General features: G+C 48.1%; 19 protein-coding genes, 3 pseudogenes and 1 other annotated feature. Of the genes and pseudogenes, 9 read left to right on the top strand and 13 right to left on the bottom strand.

The window, feature by feature from the left end; genetic code table 11:
- Nucleotides 1-62 precede the first annotated feature (62 nt).
- The 4 genes and pseudogenes from M8T91_RS06940 (at nt 63) to M8T91_RS06925 (ending at nt 2,876) form a co-directional block, all read left to right on the top strand.
- Nucleotides 63-398 (top strand): HYD1 signature containing ADP-ribosyltransferase family protein, encoded by a 336-nt coding sequence (locus M8T91_RS06940; RefSeq protein WP_301418125.1) that lies wholly within the window; start codon nt 63-65, stop codon nt 396-398.
- 13 nt (nt 399-411) lie between these two features.
- Complete coding sequence (locus tag M8T91_RS06935) at nt 412-690, top strand: DUF6881 domain-containing protein (protein WP_301418123.1); 279 nt, start codon at nt 412-414, stop codon at nt 688-690.
- Nucleotides 690-1,163: a macro domain-containing protein gene (locus M8T91_RS06930; RefSeq protein ID WP_301418121.1), complete on the top strand. Its 474-nt coding sequence runs from the start codon at nt 690-692 to the stop codon at nt 1,161-1,163. Before M8T91_RS06935 ends, M8T91_RS06930 begins: the two co-directional genes overlap by 1 nt.
- Nucleotides 1,164-1,801: 638 nt before the next feature.
- A pseudogene (locus M8T91_RS06925) lies at nt 1,802-2,876 on the top strand (IS3 family transposase).
- Between the two features lie 3 nt (nt 2,877-2,879).
- Here M8T91_RS06925 and M8T91_RS06920 read toward each other — a convergent pair.
- Genes M8T91_RS06920 through M8T91_RS06910 form a run of 3 tightly spaced genes read right to left on the bottom strand, consistent with a single transcriptional unit; the run spans nt 2,880 to nt 5,294 of the window.
- Nucleotides 2,880-3,362 carry a hypothetical protein gene (locus M8T91_RS06920; RefSeq protein WP_301418119.1) on the bottom strand — a complete coding sequence of 161 codons (483 nt, stop codon included), beginning with the start codon at nt 3,360-3,362 and terminating at the stop codon, nt 2,880-2,882.
- A complete protein-coding gene (locus M8T91_RS06915; protein ID WP_301418117.1) occupies nt 3,349-4,023 on the bottom strand; it encodes a response regulator in 675 nt (224 codons plus the stop codon). Before M8T91_RS06915 ends, M8T91_RS06920 begins: the two co-directional genes overlap by 14 nt.
- Nucleotides 4,023-5,294: a sensor histidine kinase gene (locus tag M8T91_RS06910; protein ID WP_301418115.1), complete on the bottom strand. Its 1,272-nt coding sequence runs from the start codon at nt 5,292-5,294 to the stop codon at nt 4,023-4,025. The genes M8T91_RS06915 and M8T91_RS06910 overlap by 1 nt, the downstream gene beginning before the upstream one ends.
- 243 nt (nt 5,295-5,537) lie before the next feature.
- On the opposite strand from M8T91_RS06910, the gene M8T91_RS06905 reads away from it, so the two are divergent.
- The 3 genes from M8T91_RS06905 (at nt 5,538) to M8T91_RS06895 (ending at nt 9,309) form a co-directional block, all read left to right on the top strand.
- Complete coding sequence (locus tag M8T91_RS06905) at nt 5,538-6,365, top strand: DUF2306 domain-containing protein (protein WP_301418113.1); 828 nt, start codon at nt 5,538-5,540, stop codon at nt 6,363-6,365.
- Nucleotides 6,366-7,226: 861 nt separating this feature from the next.
- Nucleotides 7,227-8,009 carry a DUF5131 family protein gene (locus M8T91_RS06900; RefSeq protein ID WP_301418111.1) on the top strand — a complete coding sequence of 261 codons (783 nt, stop codon included), beginning with the start codon at nt 7,227-7,229 and terminating at the stop codon, nt 8,007-8,009.
- A gap of 19 nt (nt 8,010-8,028) precedes the next feature.
- On the top strand, nt 8,029-9,309 hold the full coding sequence (locus M8T91_RS06895; protein ID WP_301418109.1) for a three-Cys-motif partner protein TcmP: 1,281 nt from the start codon (nt 8,029-8,031) through the stop codon (nt 9,307-9,309).
- A gap of 493 nt (nt 9,310-9,802) precedes the next feature.
- On the opposite strand, the gene M8T91_RS06890 is transcribed toward M8T91_RS06895, so the two are convergent.
- The 4 genes and pseudogenes from M8T91_RS06890 to M8T91_RS06875 all read right to left on the bottom strand — a co-directional run.
- Nucleotides 9,803-10,258 carry a phage late control D family tail protein gene (locus M8T91_RS06890; protein ID WP_367317751.1) on the bottom strand — a complete coding sequence of 152 codons (456 nt, stop codon included), beginning with the start codon at nt 10,256-10,258 and terminating at the stop codon, nt 9,803-9,805.
- A gap of 1,087 nt (nt 10,259-11,345) precedes the next feature.
- Nucleotides 11,346-11,936: a topoisomerase DNA-binding C4 zinc finger domain-containing protein gene (locus M8T91_RS06885; RefSeq protein ID WP_301419037.1), complete on the bottom strand. Its 591-nt coding sequence runs from the start codon at nt 11,934-11,936 to the stop codon at nt 11,346-11,348.
- A pseudogene (locus M8T91_RS06880) lies at nt 11,930-13,552 on the bottom strand (DNA topoisomerase). The gene M8T91_RS06885 and the pseudogene M8T91_RS06880 overlap by 7 nt, the downstream one beginning before the upstream one ends.
- 774 nt (nt 13,553-14,326) lie before the next feature.
- Nucleotides 14,327-14,773 (bottom strand): annotated as a pseudogene (locus M8T91_RS06875) (IS3 family transposase); the annotation flags it as partial.
- 48 nt (nt 14,774-14,821) lie between these two features.
- Here M8T91_RS06875 and M8T91_RS06870 point away from each other — a divergent pair.
- A protein-coding gene (locus tag M8T91_RS06870) for an IS3 family transposase (protein ID WP_301413860.1) occupies nt 14,822-16,038 on the top strand; the annotation gives its coding sequence in 2 pieces (ribosomal slippage) (nt 14,822-15,110 and nt 15,110-16,038; 1,218 coding nt in all).
- Nucleotides 15,100-15,216, top strand: a sequence feature (AL1L pseudoknot). It overlaps the preceding gene by 117 nt.
- Before the next feature lie 429 nt (nt 16,039-16,467).
- Here the strand turns inward: M8T91_RS06870 and M8T91_RS06865 are convergent.
- Together M8T91_RS06865 and M8T91_RS06860 are read right to left on the bottom strand one after the other, a co-directional pair.
- On the bottom strand, nt 16,468-17,499 hold the full coding sequence (locus M8T91_RS06865) for a DUF4238 domain-containing protein (protein ID WP_301418107.1): 1,032 nt from the start codon (nt 17,497-17,499) through the stop codon (nt 16,468-16,470).
- 759 nt (nt 17,500-18,258) lie between these two features.
- Nucleotides 18,259-18,762: a hypothetical protein gene (locus tag M8T91_RS06860; protein WP_301418105.1), complete on the bottom strand. Its 504-nt coding sequence runs from the start codon at nt 18,760-18,762 to the stop codon at nt 18,259-18,261.
- A 408-nt stretch (nt 18,763-19,170) separates the two neighbouring features.
- Here M8T91_RS06860 and M8T91_RS06855 point away from each other — a divergent pair.
- A protein-coding gene (locus tag M8T91_RS06855; RefSeq protein WP_301416470.1) for an IS5 family transposase occupies nt 19,171-19,945 on the top strand; the annotation gives its coding sequence in 2 pieces (ribosomal slippage) (nt 19,171-19,490 and nt 19,489-19,945; 777 coding nt in all).
- 168 nt (nt 19,946-20,113) lie between these two features.
- Here the strand turns inward: M8T91_RS06855 and M8T91_RS06850 are convergent.
- The 4 genes from M8T91_RS06850 to M8T91_RS06835 all read right to left on the bottom strand — a co-directional run bounded on the left by M8T91_RS06850 (nt 20,114) and on the right by M8T91_RS06835 (nt 21,924).
- Nucleotides 20,114-20,437: a hypothetical protein gene (locus M8T91_RS06850; RefSeq protein ID WP_301418103.1), complete on the bottom strand. Its 324-nt coding sequence runs from the start codon at nt 20,435-20,437 to the stop codon at nt 20,114-20,116.
- A gap of 7 nt (nt 20,438-20,444) precedes the next feature.
- The gene (locus tag M8T91_RS06845) at nt 20,445-20,849 is read right to left on the bottom strand and encodes a hypothetical protein (RefSeq protein WP_301418101.1); all 405 of its coding nucleotides are present in this window, start codon (nt 20,847-20,849) and stop codon (nt 20,445-20,447) included.
- 63 nt (nt 20,850-20,912) lie between these two features.
- Complete coding sequence (locus tag M8T91_RS06840; protein ID WP_301418099.1) at nt 20,913-21,251, bottom strand: hypothetical protein; 339 nt, start codon at nt 21,249-21,251, stop codon at nt 20,913-20,915.
- Between the two features lie 286 nt (nt 21,252-21,537).
- Nucleotides 21,538-21,924, bottom strand: a complete 387-nt coding sequence (locus tag M8T91_RS06835) for a hypothetical protein (RefSeq protein WP_301418097.1) — start codon at nt 21,922-21,924, stop codon at nt 21,538-21,540.
- Nucleotides 21,925-22,072: the final 148 nt, after the last annotated feature.

Genomic DNA, 22,072 nt, shown 5'->3' with positions numbered 1-22,072 from the left:
GGTTTCGCGCTCTGGAAAATAAGCTGGAGGGTGATGCCAGAACATAGGCAAGGGAGGTTCCTATGGATCGAATTCTGTACCACTATACCAATCAAATTGGTTACACCGGGATTCTTGAAAGCCAATCTATTTACCCATCACTGAAAGCTAATAACCCCAAAGACGCGCGCTTCGGTGACGGCCAATATCTCAGCGATATTACCCCAGGCTCCAAAAGGCCCGGCCAACTCTCCATGATATTCTTCAATATTCCCTGGGCCGGGCACCGGTTCACTCATCATATTAATGTGAATGTCAAAGGCTTAAATGTGATACTTGGAAGAAAGCACGTCCACCTTGTCCCCAATTCCAAACCCCTAGACATCAGCGACAGGCTTGCCGGACACGGCAGAAATTAGAGTGAGGTTATCCATGTCTTCCTATATTTACTCAAAGTGGCATAACAGCCCTGAAGATAGCCCGGTAGAATTCTACAGTGAACTGAACGGCGAGCGTTTTGAAACCCGCAAGGTAGAAGTCTTCAAAGACGGTTCCCTGGGGTTTGCCTCTAACAAAGCAACCTCCAAAACAACCAAGCTAGGTATTGCCCCGGTTCCACCATTGACAGAAATTGCAGAACAGCCGGAGTTCGATATAAGAACCATTTCTCCACAGCAATTTGAGGCAAAGTGGAAGGAAGCAACTGCCTAGTGAATATTCATTACCTCAAAGGCGATGCAACCAACCCCCAGGCAGATGGCAGCGCTGTTATCGTTCATGTTTGCAATGATGTGGGGAAATGGGGCCGGGGCTTTGTTATGGCTCTCAGTAAGAAATGGAAAGCACCCGAGCTGCAATACAAGGCGTGGTTTACGGGCCAGGCAAAGCCCAGCCTGGGTAGTGTCCAGTTCGTTGAGGTAGAGGAAACACTGACGGTAGCGAATATTATCGGCCAGCATGGTGTACGCTCCCCTAGGAACAAAACTGCTCCCGCTCCTGTTCGCTATGGAGCGATCAGGGAGGGCCTTATGCAAGTTGCGGACTATGCACTAGAGAAAGCGGCTTCAGTTCATATGCCGAGGATTGGATGCGGGCTTGCTGGGGGCACCTGGGAAGAAATAGAGCCGATTGTCTTGGAAAGCCTGACTTCTAAGGGTATAGAAGTTTTTGTTTACGATTTGTGACGTTAAAAGGAACCACTGGCACCGTTCCATCTTTCTCTTCTCACAGCGGCAAGGTATCCGGAAAACCCCGTGGTTACTGGCTTTAAGCCATTTTGGCCTGTGAAAAACTTCTTCATTTTTCTTCAAAAGTGTTCATTTTGTGAAATCTCGAAAATCGCTACAGCCCACGGCTGGCGGGGGTTTGCGGTATTTTCCAATTTCACTGGGTAAAGGAAAGCGCAAAATCGGCAGGCGTGGGGAGGAGTGACCAGTGGCCCTTTTTTGCTGTATGTTTTTTGACCGCACCTTGTTGAGCATCTTATATCATGCGGGGTTTAGCGTGAACCGCTGACTTTTTGATCATCGGAAAATTGTGAAGGCTTTTGAAATAGCGGCAGGCACTTAAAGTACACCAAATGAGGATAGGATTTTATCGGCATTCAATTCAGGTTTAATAATAAGTAGGATGGCAGTTCTGGGAATAATCGTACTATTTATTTCAAGAGTCGGCACACTGGGTGTAGCCATAATAAATCAGATAAGGTTTATCATTATAAGTGAAAAACTAGACTACTACTTGAATCGATGGGTAATCACCCCGAAAACCCACCGGAACCAAAAGTAGAATTTTCCCGTAAAATACACACAGGAGATTCTGCATGAAAAAATCGAAGTACAGCGACAGCCAGATTCTGGCGATACTCAAGCAGGCCGAAAACGGCGTGCCAGTGCCTGAACTATGCCGAGAACACGGTATGAGCTCAGCGAGCTTTTATAAGTGGCGATCCAAGTACGGCGGCATGGATGCCTCAATGATGGCCCGCCTGAAGGAACTGGAGGATGAAAATCGGCGCCTCAAGAAGATGTATGCCGAAGAGCGGTTGAAGGCTGAAATCGTTCAGGAAGCTCTGCAAAAAAGTGGTAAAGCCATCTCGGCGAAAGGAGATGGCGCGGCAAGCCGTAGCCACACGGTACATCAGTATTCGAATTGCCTGTGCTGCTTTCGGTGTCAGTGAAAGTTGCTATCGTTATCAGCCTGTTCTCAGCGATGAAAACGAGGAGATTGCCAATTGGCTTATCCGGTTAACAAATGAGCAGAGTGACTGGGGCTTTGGCCAGTGCTTTCATTACCTACGTAACGTGGAGGGCGCTCGGTGGAACCACAAGCGCGTTTACCGGATCTACTGTGAGCTGGCGTTAAATATGCGAATAAAGCCAAAACGTCGCCTCAAGCGCCAGGCACCAGAACCTCTGAAAGAGCCAACAAAAGCGAACCAAGTATGGTCAATGGACTTTATGCATGACCAACTAAGCGATGGCCGGAACTTCAGGCTGTTCAATGTCATTGATGATTACAGGCGTGAAGGACTGGCAATCGAGGCCGGTTTTTCACTGCCAACGATACGTGTGACTCGCGCTCTCAACCAGCTACTTGAATGGCGGGGCCAGCCCAGCACTATCCGCTGTGATAATGGCCCTGAGTTCATCAGTCATGAGTTTGTAGCATGAGCGAAAAAGCGGCGAATACGGATCGAGTACATCCAGCCAGGCAAACCACAACAAAATGCTTATATCGAGCGAGCCAACAGAACCATTCGGTATAGTTGGCTCAGCAAGCACCTCTTCGACAGCCTTGAAGAGGTTCAGGGTTATGCAACTGAATGGTTATGGTTTTACAATCACCGCCGGCCACACAAAGCAAATGGCGGTAAACCACCGTTGATGGTGGCTTAACCTCTACTTTTGGTTGCGGGTAAGAATGGGGGGATTACCTGTACCTGTCTCACCCGGCGTTTTCGTCGTCGCTGGCCATACCAGATCCGCCCGAATACCCACCAGTAAGATGACATACGACATCTCCAGCGTGAGGAAAGCGCCAACGGGGTGGTTTGGCACACCTCGTATCATCAGGTAGACCAAATAGCTCATGGCAATCAGATTGCCGGCAAGCGTAACGTTGAGAGCGTAACCACGTTCTTGCCAGAGTGGTTTGCAGAGCAGGATGTTCAACACGGCGGTGCCGATGAGCATCACACCGGGCAGCATTAGCAGCAAGCGACGTGGTATGACAATGCTTTCGTCGATTACCATCGGCCAAATAGCGACAACATGGCCATGGGCCCCCAGGATGAGAAATAGTCCCAGCAGTACCGCGCCTCCGGCGGCAAGGCGGTATAGCGCATTGCGTTGCGTCACATTTTTTGCACTAAAAGCCAACATCTCGCTCCCCCGCAGTGGCCAGACCACATTCGTAGGCAAATACTACGGCCTGGGCGCGATCGCGCAGTCCCAACTTGGACAGCAAACTGGATACGTGGGTTTTGACGGTGGCAGAGCCAATAAACAGGGCCTCCGCGATCTCAGCGTTGCTCTTGCCATCGGAGATCACCGCCAGCACTTCGCGCTCCCGGGTAGTCAAACGCTCCAAGCGTTCCGCCAAGTTACGTCCTGTTCCCAACTTTTGCGCGAATTGACTGATCAGGCGCTGGGTGATGGCTGGCGCGAGCATGGCACCACCATCCGCTACGGTCCGCACCGCCTCTACCAGCGCCTCGGGCGGAATGTCCTTCAGCACAAAACCACTGGCGCCCGCCCGCAGCGCGCGAAACACGTATTCATCGGGATCGAAGGTGGTCAGGATGATGACCCGGCAAGTAGCGTCGCCCGCTTCCAATATGCGCGCTGTGGCTTCCAGCCCGTCCATCTCCGGCATGCGGATATCCATTAGGATGATGTCCGGCTGCCGTTGCCGCGCGGCCTCAATCGCCTCGATGCCGGTGCCGGCCTCTGCCACCACCTCGATGTCTGGCTCGTTGTCCAGCACCAGGGCAAAACCGCGCCGCACCAGGGCCTGATCATCCACCACCATCACTCGCAACATTATCCCCTCCCCATTCCTGTGGGTAGTTGTGCATACACCTCAAAACCACCGCCATCGACCACGCCGGCACGCAAAAAGCCACCGAGCAGTTCCGCGCGCTCGCGCATACCCGCGATGCCGTGCCCGCCGTTGGGTTGTCCATCGATTGGTTGCACAACCATGGGCTGCTCAGCCGCAGCGTGTCCTTCATCGCGAACACGAATCGCAATATGGCCGGCCTCTGCGCGCACACTCACGCACACCTCGGCTGCGGCGCCGACGTGCTTGATGACGTTGGTTAATGATTCTTGAACGATGCGATAAGTGGTGAGGGCGACTCTGGTCGGCACATTCTCCAGCGCGCCGTGAGGCTCATAGTCGACCCAGGCTATTACCTGTCGGACTTGTTTGATCAGGGCAGGCAGGTTTTTGAGACTCGGCTGCGGAGTGAGTGTACTCTCGTCACTGGCAGGGCGCAGCACGCCGAGCAAATGCCGCATCTCTGTCATGGCCTGACGACCAGCTGCTTCTACTGAAGCCATGGCCTTACTGGCTGCCTCCGAGTTATTGCGACTAATGGCTCTGGCGGCACCTGCCTGAACCGTCATCAGACTGACCTGGTGCGCCACCACATCATGCATCTCGCGCGCGATTCGGGTGCGCTCCGCCGCCACAGCCCGCTCGGATTCGGCATTGCGCTCGCGTTCCAAATACTTCGCTCTCTCCTCCAACAAGCGCAGGTACTCGCCACGAAAGCGTAGCCGGCGGCCGATGTACCACAGCGCCCATACCAGCATGACCGTCACCGTGCCAGCGGCTGTGGGCTGAACCAGAACGCTCTGATCAAGCGCCACAAAAATCAGCGTCGCGACGACCGCGATAAAACTGGCTCGGGTATTGGTCTCGTAGCGGCCAAGGCTGTACAGCGAAACCGCCATAGCGACGATACCACCTGCCGGCAAACCCAGTTCCAGTAATATCGTGGCGCCAAGAATAACGGTCTGTACCTGCCAGGGATGCGTGCGGCGCCATAATAGAACGAAGCAGCCGACGAACGCACACTGGAAAGCAACGACATCCCAGAGGCTCTGCAGGGCCAGCACCTCATGCGCGTCGTCGTCCGACCACATCAGCAGCGTCAGCCAAAACATAAGCAGGGCGATAAGCAGATCAGTCAGGTGCGGCCAGCGTTGGAAGGGCCCGCGGAATGGTTGCCACACCGGAAGCCTGGGTAATGCCGAGCCGGCGTTGAGCGGATTCGACGCAGCTGTTTTGGGGGACGGCGATTTCATTCCCGCATGCTAAACCAGGCTCGGCCAGCTGTCATGGGACTTCCGACGGAGGCGGGAACAGGATCATCTCCACCTTTTGGGGGAGACCAGATTCCTGCCTGTGGCGGATGTGCGGAGCCCCACAAAAGCCCACCATGTTCGGCAGGCATATTCAGCCCAAGCCCGCGAGGACGACGCCCTAGATGAGCCAGTACCGAGACCAAACAGCGTCGGCCCCGCTACATAACCGCCTGGAGGAACACCATGAACGATGCTGTACTCAGTCAAACACTGCCGCGACCATTCGATACCCTGCGGGCTGTTAATCTGACGGTAAAAACCTGGTTTTACGTTGCGGCAATCGGGCATGCCATCTTCCTTGCCTATATTCTGGCTGTATTTTACCCGCCCATTGCGCAATCCGGACTGCATGGACTGCAGGGCCTGCACCTGCCTACAGGCTTCCGCGAGGGCGACACACTGGGTAATCTGGCATCGGTGAGTCACGTTCTGTTGGCTGTGATTGTGATCGGTGGAGGCCCCTTGCAACTGGTTCCCGCGGTACGCCGGCATGCACCTGCCTTCCACCGCTGGTTGGGGCGTAGCTATCTTCTGGCGGCCATGGTCAGCAGTATTGGTGGGCTGTATATGACCTGGACGCGGCACACCGTTGGCAACCTGGTAACCCAGATCGGTATTACTGTCGACGGCATACTGATTCTGGCGTTTGCATTTCTGGCGGTGCGCAATGCAATGGCTGGGCGCATTACCGAGCACCGGCGCTGGGCCTTGCGTCTCTTTATGGTCGCCAGCGCGGTATGGTTCTTTCGTGTGGCCCTGATGGGTTGGGCGGTGCTAACCGACGGGTGGGGGATCCACTGGGAATCCTTTACCGGGCCATTTCTGTATACTCTGGGTTTTGGTAATTATCTGCTGCCGCTGGCCATGCTGGAATGGTATTTTTATTGTCAAAAGCGCAAAGCCGGACAGGGTATCCAGATTGCTTTTGTAAGCACACTGTTGCCGCTGACCGTGTTTATGGGCATTGGTATCTTCGCGGCCACCATGGGCTTGTGGTTACCGCGAGTGTGAAGATGGCCGGCGAATATCCAATCTCTACTGAGTAATTAAGCTTTGCTTCAATGGTCGGGCCATAAAGCCACTAAGCCGCTTAAAGGCTGATCTAACTTGCAGAGGGAAAGCAACAGCGGATTAATATTTATTCGAGGAAAAATAACCCAGTTAGTATACTTCAAAAAATAACCACTAAACCGGTACAACTCACCCCTTTTATAGTCGTACTGGTTTCCAGCTCAATAGCAAGTAAAGTCCTACCCGGCGCCGGCGATGGTTTTTAAGAGTTCGCCGAGAGTGGTCTGGCACCAGTTTCGTTCGTTGTAATTGTGAATCACCGTGGTGTGGCCGGCACTGAGAACATCTAGAACGAAAAGATCCAAGAGTCAGAAAAAACTCCATCACCGCCGGGAAAACCCCGTGGTTACTGGCTTTCAGCCATTTTGGCCTGTGGAAAATTTCTTCAATTCTCTTCATTTTTCTTCAATTTGTGAAATCCCGAAAATCGCTACAGCCCACGGCTGGCGGGGGTTTGCGGTGTTTTCCAATTTCACTGGCTAAGGAAAAGCGCAAAACCGGCAGGCGTGGGGAGGAGTGATCGCAGGCTCCTTCGAGACATCAGGAAATGTTAAATTTTGCGCCATTCTTCTTTTTAACTGCTTAAATTCTCTAGGCTTCTCCATTTTGACAGTGTAGTGAAACATCGCTATTGACCTTGTCATGTGATGAAGAGGTTTGAAATCCTCTCTTAATAGGCTAATAGGGAAGACTGAAATAAGAAATGGCGCATATTTCATCTATAATGGTCAACCATTGCGTCACAAAATTTTAGTTGTAGTAAGCTCACCTCTATTAGGTCATCACATTAGAGTTATACACATGGCTGAGACACAAATAGAATGGACAGATGCCACTTGGAATCCAGTGGCTGGTTGTTCTTTAGCCAGTTCTGGATGCAAGAACTGCTATGCCATGCAAATGGCAAGACGCCTAGAAATGATGGGTGTGGATAAATACAAGGGCCTAACAAAAAAACGAACTAATAACGTGGTGTGGAACGGTAATATTCGTTTAGACCATAAATCTCTTGAAATCCCTTATCGTTGGAAGAAGCCTCGAAAAATTTTCGTAAATTCAATGAGTGATTTATTCCACGAAAAAGTTAGCGATAAGTTTATTCTGGAAGTCTGGAAAGTTATGGAGGAGACTCCACATCATAATTACCAAATTTTAACAAAGCGACCGGAGCGGATGAGAAAATTTGTCTCATCAAAAGTGAAATATATTTTACCAAATGTCTGGCTTGGCACTACCGTCGAGTCAGAAGACGTGAAAATGAGAATTAATTTTTTAAGAAGAACCTCTGCGGCCATTAGGTTTATCTCTTTTGAACCTTTAATTGGCTCAGTCGGGAAAGTAAATCTTAGTGATATTCACTGGGCGATTGTCGGCGGAGAAAGTGGATGTAAAGCACGCCCGATCAAAGAAGAATGGATAGATGAAATCCATGAGCAGTGTGAAATTTATAATACTGCCTTTTTCTTCAAGCAGTGGGGGTCTTGGGGCAAAGATAATCAAAAGCGCTCAAAGAAAGCTAACGGACGAAAATATAAAGGCAGAACCTGGGACAACATGCCATTAATTGAGTGTATATCATTTTAACATTGAGAGGGATTTTGTTGTGGCAAAGAAGAGCTATGACTGGGAAGGCGGCGCTGTACTTGAAGACCACACAAAGAAAAAGCATAGAATTTTAAAGGAATACTTTAGAAAATATTTATTGACTCGTTGTCAATTGCCACACTGCGAAAAATTTAAGGTTTCTATCGTGGATGCCTTTTCAGGAGCTGGAGTATATGCATGTGATAGCCTTGGATCTCCCTTAATTTTTGTCGAGGCGCTAAAAAATACAATAAATGAAATAAATGTCTCGCGGTTAGGGCGGGGAATGAAGACCATAAAAATAGAATGTCTTTTGCTTTTAAACGATAAGAGTAGATCTGCGATTGATCATCTAAAAGAAAATATATCCCCTTTGTTAGCCGGCATAAAAGAGGAGCGTCAAGATTTAATAATTTACACAGAGTATTTTTGCAAAGATTTTGATGGATTATATCCAGAAATAAAGAAACGCTTGCTGCAAGCCAAATGCAATAATGTATTCTTTAATCTTGATCAGTGTGGATATGCGAACGTTACCTCAAGTGTAATTAGAGACATAACTCAATCTTGGAGATCTGCAGAAGTCCTACTAACTTATATGATAGGAAGCTTGCTAACTTACCTATCTCCCGGATCAATAAATTCAAATATTTTAGAGCCTGAGATAAAAGAAAAAATTTTTCATCTCCTTGAGGATAAAAATATAAATAAGCAAGAGTGGCTATCTGAAGCGGAAATAGTGGTCTTTAGGTACTTCAAGGGATGTGCCACATATATAAGTCCTTTTTCAATAAATAATCCGAAGGGCTGGAGGTATTGGCTAATGCATTTTTCAAATAACTATCGTGCACGTCAAGTTTACAACGACGTCCTTCATGATTGTGGAGAAGCACAGGCCCACTGTGGTAAATCGGGTTTGAATATGCTGTCATATGATCCTTCGGAAGCCACCCAACTTTACTTGTTTAATAGCGATTCTCGACATCTTGCAAAGGAAAGTTTATATGATGATATACCACGCCTAGTTGCCAAGTCCGGTGACACAATGAGAATTAACGATTTCTATGCTGAAACATTTAGCGAGACACCAGCCCATAGTGACGACATTCATGAAATGATCATCGAAAATCCAGATTTGGAAGTCATCACTGAAACAGGTGGCACTCGTAAAAAACCAAATACGATAAAAGTTACTGATACCCTGAAGGTATGTAGCCAACGAAGTTGGTTTTCTATGTTTAAGCTACATGAAGACAAAAGAGTCCCTTCAAGCAGTACTAAAACTCCTGATGACGAGTAAGAACCTTTGGATCCCAACAAACCGAATCCCGATAAGGCTTAACACCTTTTCTTCAGATTTATATTGAGATAGAGAGCAATATTGCCGGGCCGATCAGTTTTAAAAGTGGTACCGCCACATTATCAAATGTCTAGCACCGCATCACAACAAGTCTAGATTGCAAATTATCGGCACTGCCTTTATGCAAAAAAACCACCCATGAGAAAGGGGAAACCCACTACCGACAGGATATTCGATAAGCTGGGGACCGGCAGCGAAACCTAGAGCGATTGCTCCCACTGTTTGATAAAAATCATCAGGTCGTGCCGCAGGTCCTCGACGGTGCATCCATTGGCCTTGGCAAATTCCGGGCGTTTTAATGCTCTCTTCTAATCGGACGCAGCATGACAAATTTTGCATTCAATGGATATCCCTTTTGCCTGTAATATTTGGGCACGCTCGGTTTTGAAGTTCGATATTGCTCTATCCTTTTTATTGACCTGCAAGCAGGCTTTTACTTACGGGTTTCCAGCTCAACAGACATGGTAAAACCACGCTCACCCACTCTATGACTACAGCGGGCAATCAGCCACTCGGTCCCCTCAATCTCTGGCTTGAACCCCAAAAATCGCACCGGCTGTTCCGGGTAAAGTTCGGCGCGGCCCAGGGCCAGTTCATAATTCATAGTCGCCAAACCGCGCTGGATGCGTTGCCACTTGGCCTCTGCCGCTTCTTTCGCTTCCTGTTCGCTGGCGAAGGTTTCCTTGAGTCGTTTTGCATCGCCGCTGATCCCCACCAGTACCCCTTTGCGGTCGGTGCCGTCCTGGTCGTGCCAGTAGGCACGCACACCGCTATAGGCGTCGCGGTCGGCGATATGATAGCGGTGGCGGTCGCCATCACTGCGGCGAATCGTGGCGGTGGGCAGAGGCGCGCCGGTGGCATTGGTGGCTTTGCCGATGGGAAAAAACAACAGCCGCCCGGCCTTTATGGTGGCGACGGCATCGCGGCGCTTGCCGAGGCGGGTTAAGAGGTTGGCATCGCTCTCGGTCTGGTCCAGGTGGGGGATAGCTATCTGGGCCAGGTCAGCGTCAATACGCGGGGTAAGCCCGAGTTCGGCAGTGATGGCTTTGAAGAGCTTGCCTAGGGCGGTTTGACACTAGTTTCATTCTTTGTGCTTGTGAATCGTCATGAGTTGGCCGGTACTGAGAATACCTAGATCGAGAAGATTCGAAGATGAAGCACAAAACTCCATCACCACCGGGAAAACCCCGTGGTTACTGGCTTTCAGCCATTTTGGCCTGTGAAAAATCTTTTCAATTCTCTTCATTTTTCTTCAATTTGTGAAATCCCGAAAATCGCTACAGCCCACGGCTGGCGGGGGTTTGCGGCGTTTTCCAATTTCACTGGTTAAGGAAAAGCGCAAAACCGGCAGGCGTGGGGAGGAGTGATCGCAGGCCCTTTTTTACGTTCAAAAAGTATAGAGGCCAATACATACCTGTGATGTAACTAATTGAATTACTTTATTTTTTTGATTTCTGAAGCAGAAAGAGACCATACCCTTGGTTTTGTTATGTGATGAAGAAATATGAAATTCAAGTTTGACGGTTTGTGGGATAGCTAATAGCAACAGAGCCTTGCCAAGCAACAAGTCAAAAAATTCAACTACGCCCCTGGGCACTCTGTAGATATCGTCCCTTTAGACGTAGCCAGGATTATTCCACAGCACAAGACGCTGTCAGACTACTTGTACCACTGCAGGGGGTTCTCTGTGGCCCGGGTCAAATCATCATTACCAGCAGCGCGCAGGAATCCGTATGTTTGTGCGCCCTGATGGTATTAATATACGCCAAAACCACAAAACAACCAAAGTGATGTCAGCCAAAAACTTACAATGGATTAGATCTGGGATTTTCTGTTGATAGTGACTTTGCTCTATCTCCTTGGGCTGTCCAATTTTTGTGAATATCCATTCCCAAGTTTAAGATCGGGTACAGCACCTTGTTTGCAGTAGACACCCTCCCTGTATTATAGGAAAGGAACTTTTTGCAACAAACTGATCAAGCATCTTCTTGATCAGGAATTTCCGGTTTACCATCCTTCTCGAAAAAACGAGCCTTGCAGGTCGGGAACTGATCGCAACCATACCAGTTAAAGGACTTTTTCGTTTTCTTTGATTTTCCCGTTCTTTTGACCAGCTTACCCTTCTCGCATTCTGGACAAGCGTGATCGGTTGCCTGGCCGGTGGATTTTGGTTTGGAATTAAAATCCGGTTTGCTGCCCTTATTCGGAAAAGTGGCCTTACAGTCGGGATAACCTCTACAGCCCCAAAAATAACCGGATTTACCTTTTGTCTTGCGCAGGAGGTGTTTTTTGCAAGTGGGGCAATGGTGGCCCTTGACCTCGATATCCAATCCGCGCGCCCTCACTTCCTCGACTTCTTTGGTGACTGTGGATACCAGCCCTTGAAGAAATGCTTTCAGCTTAATATTACCAGCCTCAATATCCTTTTGCTGCTGATGCCAGAGCGCAGTCATATCCGGTGCGGTCGCCATGTGCGGGAGAGTATCGTGGAAGTCCTGACCCAGTTTGGTGCTGACCAGGTTCTTACCCTTCTCTTCGATAAATCCGCGCTCTTTGAGCTTTAGGATAAAACTATCGCGGGTGGCGGGTGTACCGATGCCACCGGATTCCCCTTCTTATCTTTGTCTTTATCGCGGAGCATGTTGGCAATTTCCGGGGCTTTCACATATTTCGCGACCCGTTTCAAATCTTTCAGTAATGAGGCTTCGGTGTAGGGCTTCGGCGGCTTGGTCTCTTTCTTCTCTGCAACGCAGTCGTTGCATAGCCCTTCTGCGCCCTCAGAGAGCACGGATAGATCCTCAGTTGTCGCGTCATCACCCTGACTGTTGTCGATTTCCTGATTGTCCTTGTCGTTTTTATACAAAGCACTCCAACCCGGGTTGATGACCTGGGTATAGGTAGCGCGGAAATGATGCCCTTTTACCGCCAAGTCCACGCTGGTGACTTTGGACTTCTTCAGTGGCTAGAACTGGGCAATATAAGCCCGGCATATCAGCAAGTAGATATTGCGTTGCTGATCAGTCAGCAAGGAAACATCGCCCTTCCCCTGAGTCGGGATTATTGCGTGGTGAGCCGTGACGTTCTTGTTGTTGAAGGCGCGACTTTTCAACGCTGGATCAGCCTTCCCAATAAAGGGTGCGAAGAGGGGCGCATTCTCAGCCATAGTCGCCAGCACATCCGGTGCATCCTGATGATTCTCGTCATTCAGGTAACGGCAATCACTGCGGTTGTAGGTGATTAGCTTCCTCTCGCGCAGCTCCTGAGTAATTTTCAAGGTCCTGTCCGCCTTGATCCCGAATTTTCGGGAGGCATCCACCTGTAACTCCAGCAGATCGTAGGGCAGTGGGGCCGCGTCCTGCTTGTCCTTGGTCTCGACTGACAGCACCTTGGCCAACTGGCCTTTACAGGCTGTGGCAATACCCTGGGCGTACTCCTCGGATTCAATGCGGCCCTTGTCATCGAGAGGCGCACCTTTCGGGGCTCGAAAGAGTGCGGGGAAGTCCAGGTCGTCAACCGCAAACTGACCCTTGATAGTGTAGAAGTAGGCCTTGCTGTGGTCAGTGATGGCTCGGTCTCTGGCTACGACCAAACCTAGGATGGGGGTTTGCACCCGCCCCACGCTCAGAATGCCGTCATAGCCTTTCTCGCGGCCTTTCAGTGTGTATAGCCGGGTCATATTGAATCCATACAGCTGATCGCCCACAGCTCGCGCCAGCGCCGACTGATACAGGCCATAGAACTCGCGGTTGTCTTTTAAGTTTCCCAGAGCCCGACGGACCAATTTCTCATTGTTGTCATTGATCAGGATGCGTTTAACCGGCTTCTGGTTGTCACAGTATTCCAAAATCTCGTCTACCAATAGCTGACCCTCGGCATCGGTGTCGCCGGCGTTGACGATGACATCAGCTTGCTTCAACAGCTTTTGAATAATTCGGAACTGTTTACCGCGACCTTCGATTACCCGATACTTCCAGGGAATATTGATAATCGGCAGACTTTCCAGGGTCCACTGTCTGTTGGCTTGATCGTAATCTTCAGGTGAACACAGCTCCAGCATGTGACCGGCACACCAGGTAACAACATTGCCGCCACAAGTATAGTAACCCTCGCCGCGCTGGGGTTTGCCAAGCGTATTGGCGATGGCTTGGGCAACCTCATATTTCTCTGCAATAAATAATCGCACTGGACCACTCTTTTTGGTGTTATTGTTCGGATTGGTTTTTTGGCAATCGTTGCCAAGTGCGCTGTTTTATATGCCCACGGCAACGGGCCTAATACCCGATAGCTCAACAATGACCAGCAACATCTGACATCTATATTGAAACAAACCCAGTGAAACTTGTATTGGCTCAAGCCAAAAGAATCTTAGATCGAAAATAAGCTGCCGCTTAAAAAGATCTATCCATACTTCCATTTTTCAGATTCCAGCTAAACGAGCGAACTGCGTCATCTGAACTTCCATCAGTTCGGTTCGTCCTTTTTGAACTGCTTTCTGTAGTTCACGGACTCTACTGCCAAACACTGCAATGTGCGCTGTGCAGACCAAGCACTTTCCTCCGCCCATGGTGCATGGATGTAGGCCATAGGCAAACAAAAACCTGTCCTGCACCTTTTCTGAGCGGCACTAAGTTCGCTCAGTTAATTCCAGCAAGTAATCATGGAGCGAGCCAACTCATTAAGCAGCTTTGCGTGCTTGTTTTAAGCGAATCTTCAATATTCCTATCCTTTGCGTTGCAAATCCATCTTAACAAAATCGTGCTAAACAGAAAAACCATAAACTACCAAGGTAATTTCTGGCTCCCACTTTACAAGTGGTTAGATATTGTAGAACACCTCAGCCCCGCGTATGCGGGGAACACCTATGGTTAGAGCTTTGGGATTAAAGCCCTAGCGGTTTAGCCCCGTGTATGCGGGTAAAACGTCTGTAGTTATCTCCGAGCCCATATCTTTGTAGTGGTCAACTATTTCCGGACAGTAAGTTAAGTTTTTCTTCCGCCTTTGCGGGTGGTATACCATCGTTGTGCTGATGGGGACGTTCCCAATTGTAGTAGGTCATCAGATAGTGACTGATGTCCCGGCTTGCCTCTGCGATGGAGGCGTAGCCAAGAGACGGTACCCATTCGCTTTTCAGGCTGCGGAACAGTCTTTCCATCGGAGCATTGTCCCAGCAATTTCCACGACGACTCATACTCTGTCTCATCCGGCAGCGCCATAGCCGCTGCCTGAAAAGACGGCTCCCATACTGGCTACCTTGATCCGAGTGGAACATGACACCATTTGGCTTACCTCGCTGCTCCCAGGCCATTTCCAGAGCTTTCACCGTGAGAGCCGCATCCGGCTGCTCTGAAATCGCCCAACCGACGGTACGGCGGGCGTACAGATCTATCACCGTAGCCAGGTAGTGAATCACCCCGGGTTTCTCGGAGGCTAACTTTCTTGAGAGAATTAGCCAATGAGCAAACGACCTGGATACTCCCCCGAAGTACGGGAACGCGCAGTTCGCATGGTGTTGACCGGCGAGCACGAGCACCAATCACGCTGGGCAGCGATCACATCTATCGCTTCCAAGATCGGCTGCACACCCGAGACCCTACGATCATGGGTCAACAAGATGGAAGTCGACAATGGTACTAAACCCGGCACCACCAGCAGCGACGCAGCCCGCCTCAAAGAGCTGGAGCGCGAAGTCCGTGAGCTGAAGCGCGCTAACGAGATCTTGCGCAAGGCTGCCGCTTTTTTCGCCCAGGCGGAGCTCGACCGCAAACCGAAGTAATGGTGGCATTCATTGACCAGGAACGTGAGGCGCACGGTGTCGAGTCAATCTGTGAGGTTCTGCCGATTGCACCGTCGACCTTTTACCGCTGCAAGCATCTACAGGCCAATCCAGAGCAACGCTGTGCGCGCGCTCAACGTGACGATGAGCTGAAGCCTGAGATCCAGCGGATCTACGAAGAAAACCACCGCGTCTATGGTGCACGCAAGGTCTGGAAGCAGCTTAACCGTGAAGACGTAAAGGTCGCCCGCTGCACAGTTGAACGGCTGATGAAGGTACTGCAATTGGAAGGTGTTCGAAGAGGCAAACGTTGCGTTACGACTATCCCGGATGAGCTGGTCGATAAGCCGCTGGATCTGGTGAATCGCGAGTTTACGGCAGAGCGCCCCAACCAGCTTTGGGTGGCCGACATAACCTATGTCGCAACTTGGTCTGGTTTTGTTTATGTCGCATTCGTTGTCGACGTATTCTCCCGCCACATTGTTGGCTGGCGCGTATTAAAGAGCCTTCAAACCGACATTGTGCTTGATGCTCTGGAGCAGGCACTCTGGGCGCGAGGTAAGCCCCGTGGCGTTACCCATCACAGTGATCGAGGTAGTCAGTACCTGTCAATTCGATATACCGAGCGGCTTAGTGAGGCGGGTTTTCAGGCGTCAGTCGGCAGTGTCGGCGACTCCTACGACAACGCACTGGCAGAAACCATCAACGGTTTATTCAAGGCGGAGGTCATCCACAGGGCAGGTCCCTGGAAAGGGCTGGATGAGGTTGAACATGCAACCTTGACCTGGGTCGACTGGTTTAACCATCGCCGTATTCTTGGGCCAATTGGCGATATGCCTCCAGCTGAATACGAAAACCTGTATTATCAACAAACCGAGTCTGCCCAAGCGGCATGACTCAAATCAAATTGCCTCCGACAAACTCGGGGTGATTCAAGACCGGAGATCGCAGAAATTGCACCAAGCATCATTAGCTCCAGATTGTGAGACCTAGGGAAGTAGCTTTCTCCAGGCGTAAAAAAACCGGCTCAGTAGCCAGTTTGGATGATTGAATGTCTGGCAGAGACAACAATCGCAAAGTAGCTGATTTATATCCCTAAAACGCAAAAGTACAAAAATGTGTCAATTGAAAATAATGATAAGGGATATCTTGGACTGTCCAATTTTTTTGAGTGGGCACCCCAAGTTAGAGGTCGGGTATCGATTCTGTAATTTGAAGGTCTATTTTCCACTCATCGTATCTCCTTTGATTTCTAGCGCCAAATTCAGGGAACACGATGCAGGTGAGACCCCTGGATTTTTTAGACATCAGTCAACCAACTCTACTTAAAAGAATTCTTTTTCGAATTTGTTATTTTGTTCATGCCAATCTTTAATCTGCTTTTCCTCATTTTTGACGGCATTCGGATCAATTATTCTAGGGCGAAGCTTGATAACCTCTTTATCATAACTATTTGAAAATATGGATCTATGTGCATGTTCAACTATAAATTTTTTAACCTGTTTTGTTAAAGCCTCACTTAATCTAGTACCTTTTAAAATAGGCTTATCACCTATTTGAACAAACATTGCATGTTGTGGACTTAGCGGAAAAAAGATATTACCTCTCTCTCTTCCCCAGCCACCACCATAATCATAGTTATTTTCATCTGTATAGTTCAGTTTAATTACAGGATTATCACTTGTAGGCCAAGAATAGCCTCTTGCAGGCTTAATAATTGACCATTTGTGCTGATGAAGGACCTTTTCAGAATATTTCAACAAATGTTTTAATGAATGAATCCATGTAGCCCGTCCAATGTAACTTTCTACTCTTAATCTATCCATTTCACTATCATTTGGATTTCTTTCGACTCTTACTTTAAGTGGGAATGATTTATCAAGTTCGCATGAATCCTCTGCAGCACCGGAATATAGCAACAAATCATTTTCACTGTCATGTTTTATTCGCTCAAGAATATCTTGCAAGATTTGTTCCTGCTTGTGACTTTGCCGAGAAAGATGCTCTAATAATCTTGCTGGTGTTCTGACATCTTGACATGCTAAAAATCGAACAAGCACATACCAATCATGCTTAGATAACTTTTTATCATTGACAGCTTTATATATGGGTGCTTGAGCTGGGGATTCATAGTTTTTATCGAGCCACTTTTCAAGATCATCAGATTCAGAACCTGTAATTAACTGTGTATATAAGTGTTTTTGATAAGCAATAGAAGCTATTGATTTCTTTCTCCATATTTTCTCATTTTCATGGGAAACTAAAGTTTTATAAATACATACTTTATTTTCACTATCCACCCATTGCTTCAGGTAAAGCTGTGGCACATAGTGATTATTCGCTTTAATTTTATTCATCACTATATTGCTAATTTATGAGATGCCTAACACCCACTGTATAGACGAGCAACTTGTTGCGAGTCCAGCACACGTAGTGCGCGCTTGTGCCGGAGTTTGTTAGGCTTTGCGCCACAACTCGATTGTTCTTGACTCAGGAGCCTCCCCCATCGGAGAACAATATTACCTTGGCTTGGACTCTTTTGCGTAATAAAGACGACTACCTTATTGTCAAAACTGCAACTCTCTAGATACAGCCAAACAGATTTCGATTTCACCATAACGGCCTTCGGGCTGACTAGATCAAACTCCTTTGGAATATTCCCTTCCGTTAATAGGGGCATACCAGCTTGAGAAATGAGTTTGACAGCTTCTGTATAAAGAGACTCGAGCTGTTGATGTGATAATTTTTTGGCAACATCTACTCTTTCAGATTCTTTCGTGCACTCAACACCGCCGCAGCCCACTAATGTAAAAATTATCATTGTAAGCAACACATATCTAAACATTACAGGACCTTTTAAGAAGCCTAACATTTATATACTGATCACCATGGTCAATATCTCCCGAATCGCTATCTTAGAGCTTATCTATTACTTTCGAATAGCGGCATTACTGACCCAAGATTACATAGCCGCCAACTATAACTATTCTGACATTTTCGTCAAATGACAAAATCCTTGCTCAATTAATAAAATTGGTGTGTCCTGCGCTGACGGGCACGGTAACTGCCTTGTTCGTTGATCTTACAGGGTCATGGGCCCACCCCCACAAAGCTGCTCACCATGGCCCCCGGGAGGCGATAGCGATCTCACCTGAGTCCCAGCACTCGGCCAGGCGGCAGGCGATGTCGTGAAGCTCAGGCTCTCCACACTCCATAAGTTCCGCCGTATTGCGGCACAGCTTTAGCAGGAAGGCCTGGGCATAGTCTCGTGCGGTGATGCGACCCTCCATAAGCAAATTCATTTGAGTAATGATGATCAGCAGCAGAAAGCGGGCGCTGTGGGCCTCGGGACAGTTACCCAGACCACTGCTATCCGCCTCAGCGTGGCAGCGATAACAAAGATGTGCAGCCATGGCATCGTGGGGCTTGATTCCCCTGCCTTTGCCGTAGCTGTGGCTGCGCTGGCCCTGATAGTGGGCGGCTACGGTACTGCCCTCGTTATTACCACAGCGGACGCAATCGCGGCCTTTGGCAAGCCTCAGTAGTTTCGGGATACGAGTGGGCTGTAGGTTCACTTTGTCTCCCTGGGTATCTGCTGCCTGAACTCTAAACCCCTCCATGCGCTCTCCCCTCAGTGGCTCTAGATTGTGGAACCTGGGCTCTAGGCATTAAAAAACCGGCTTAGTGGCCGGTTTAGGTCGTTGCACGGTGGTGTGGCGAGGCTGGGCTAGAAACACCCCCTGACTCGATTTTATTTAAATCACGAAATTACAAGGGGCACAACGTAAATAAAGGCAACACCAAATACCAAGGTACTCAATAAGAGTAACAAAGCAGCCTGCCTTTTCGGTGCACTAAAAAACGCTGATAAACTTAATACAGACGTAAATAGCGAAACAAACAATCCAGCACTAAACACTGAGTGAAATACACTTGCTGCTCGATGCAAGCTAATAGCCCCATGAAATTCTCTTACATAAACACAATAAGCTAGGGCCTGTTCACACTAAATCCTGTATAATCCCTTCATGGAAATTACAACACAACAATACAAAATTATCGAAGATTTTCTGCCCCTCCAGCGCGGCAACGTGAAAATATCCAACTTACAAGTGCTGAACGCCATTCTTTACATAGCCGAGCATGGTTGCAAATGGCGAGGTCTGCCCAAGAAATTCGGCCGTTGGCACAGCGTCTACATGCGGGCGAATCGTTGGGCCAAGCAAGGTGTACTGGGTAGGGTCTTTCTGGCCCTCCAGGAAAATAATGTGATCAATATCCAGGTCGATCATATCTCTCTTGATTCTACAGCTGTTAAAGTTCATCCAGACGGCACTGGCGCGTTAAAAAAACGGTCCTCAATCTATCGGCAAATCACGAGCAGGATGGACCACCAAGATTCATATGGTTGCAGCTGGCCACAACCGCGCCGTAGTATTTTCGCTGTCACCGGGACAGGCTGGAGACGCTCCGGAGGGCCGAAAGCTGCTGAAAAGCCTTGAGAACTGCGGTTGGGATGGTGCCAAAGTGATCATGGACAAGGCCTACGAGGGTAATGAAACCCGGCAGTTGGTATTCGATCTGGGCATGGAACCTGTCGTGCCACCGAAGAGAAACCGATTGAGCACCTGGAAATACGACGTGGAGGCATACAAAAAGCGAAATGAAGTGGAGAGGCTGTTTCGACGCCTGAAGGGCTTCAGAAGAATTTTCTCTCGTTTTGACAAACTGGATGTTATTTTCACGTTTTTTATTCACTTTGCGCTTATTGTCGATACTTTAATTAGTGTGAACAGGCCCTAATAACAGAACAAGAGAAAATGACCACAATGAAAGCACCATCAATCCGAAAGTAGCAACTTTATTTCTTGTTCTTTCTGACAATCTAGCAACCTCCCAAATATAACGTCGCCAGCAGGGGCCGAAAAGCCAAGACGAAGCAGCGGTTTTGACGTCGGCTGCATTTACTTGTTAAACGTTTTCTTGACATAGAACTATCATTCTATTCAATATTTCTGACTCTAGTTCTTTTGAAACATGTGGCAACTCCGATCTTTGCTCAAAAAATGGTTTTAGTTTTTTAAGCCATTGCATGGCTCCGCTTGGGCTAAGATTAACTTCTATGCCAGTTGCTCTATTGACCAGAACTGGGACCTTAAACTTCGGGTCTTTTACATCATATTTAGCGATGGGGAACATCACCCAATACTCACACGAGTCTTTAGATTGAAAAGATACTATAAGAGAGCCTCCATCTCTTAGCTTTTCAAATCTGAATATATGATTGATTTCCATCTTACTCTTACCATTTAACGTCTTTAGCAGCGGAAAATTGCGGAGCCGAAGGCGTAGCGGTGGTTGAACACCTTGTTATATTGTGGAACTTCACGTACTCCTCGAAGTATTTTTTTAGCTCCTCGGTGGTAACTTTGTAGCCTTGGCAGTGATCATAGTTACGCTCAACTGGCGAAATACGATTAGCAATAATATGCTGACACCCGCCACCAATGTTTTTACCACGGCCTTCTTTCTCACATTGAGCTACCTCTTGCCAGTAGTGATAAGCATCTACCGAGCTAGTACAAGCCTCAAATGCATAGCGGGAATCCTTTACTACTTGGGCCCGCGCTTCACGATACTCCTTAGTCAATTCACAGGCTTCGGCCAACGGAGATAGAGCAAGAAGTAAATACAGTACATTATTCATGGTGAAATATAACGCCTTGCGAAGGGCGAAGTGCGCAGAACTTCGTTCCGCTTGAGTACCTTGTCATGTGTTTTTTGTATAGTTTACAAATCTCATGAAAGCTAAAGCAGCCACAAAAAATAGGCTTGACGATACAATAGTGCCAATAGCTTCAATGTATACTACTACTTCCCACTCTAAATATATTTCAGCTGCTACAACACTCAGCTCAACTGCGATACTTCCGGCGAGACATATTGGTAAGACTTTCCGCCAAGAGAACCCTTTTTCTTTATAAATATCAATAGATGCCCAAAAAATAACAAATAGCCCTGCAATAAAGATTAATGCAGCGATCATATCCGGAGCTATTGTTAAAAGTAGAGAGCGTATAGCTTCTCCATTCTCGATTTCATTTCCCATAAAGTACTTCTCTAGTCGACTATCACATAACATCTCAATAATGGGCCGACCGAAGGAAGATCCAGCCGTTAGCCGCTATTATCCTGATTACTGCCCCGGAATCAATTCTGCGCCAACTCTCCACAATCCGCATTAAAAACAGCTAGTTACATAAATTTGGTGCAATCGTATAAAATACGATCACCCCCTCCAAAGTAAAAACCCGGCTCAGTGGCCGGTTTGGGTGGTTGCACAGTGGTGGGGAGGGCGGGCTAGAAACCCGCTTTTACCTGATTATAGGATTAAGTCAATTAATAGCCTCCCAGCTTCCTTTACAGTCAGTTGAAGACTGAAATAAACCAGATGCTTTAGCACCATTTATATTACCACTAGGCTTAAAGCCTTCATATTTCTCTACGTTTAGTTTACCATATTCGTCTGTTTTTCCGTATGCCATAGATAAACGAATATCTTTAGTAGTTCCGCTTTTTTCGCACTCCTTCTCGGTTCCGGAATTTTTACAGAACATCGAAAAACTGAACTCTCTGTTTTCATTGTATGCCAAAATTACTTTTCCAGTAATATCAGAACATGAGTCCCCATTTTCTGCCTCCCATCGACCATGATAAAAAGCATTGGCACAAACAATATTCGGTACTAGAAAACTAGCAATTAGCGTAATTACATATTTCATTGTTAAACTCTAAACATATAATATTTACACACTGGTCGTCGTAACCACTATTATCCTGATTAATGCCCAGGAATCAATTCTGTGCCAACTCTCCACAGCCCGCATTTAAAACAGGCAGTTACATGGATTAGGTGCAATCGTACAAAAT

The organism is Microbulbifer sp. MI-G (genome assembly GCF_030440425.1).
Lineage (GTDB): Bacteria > Pseudomonadota > Gammaproteobacteria > Pseudomonadales > Cellvibrionaceae > Microbulbifer > Microbulbifer spongiae.
The sequence above is the reverse complement of the archived record's forward strand: the minus strand, read 5'-3'. Positions and strand labels throughout refer to the sequence as shown.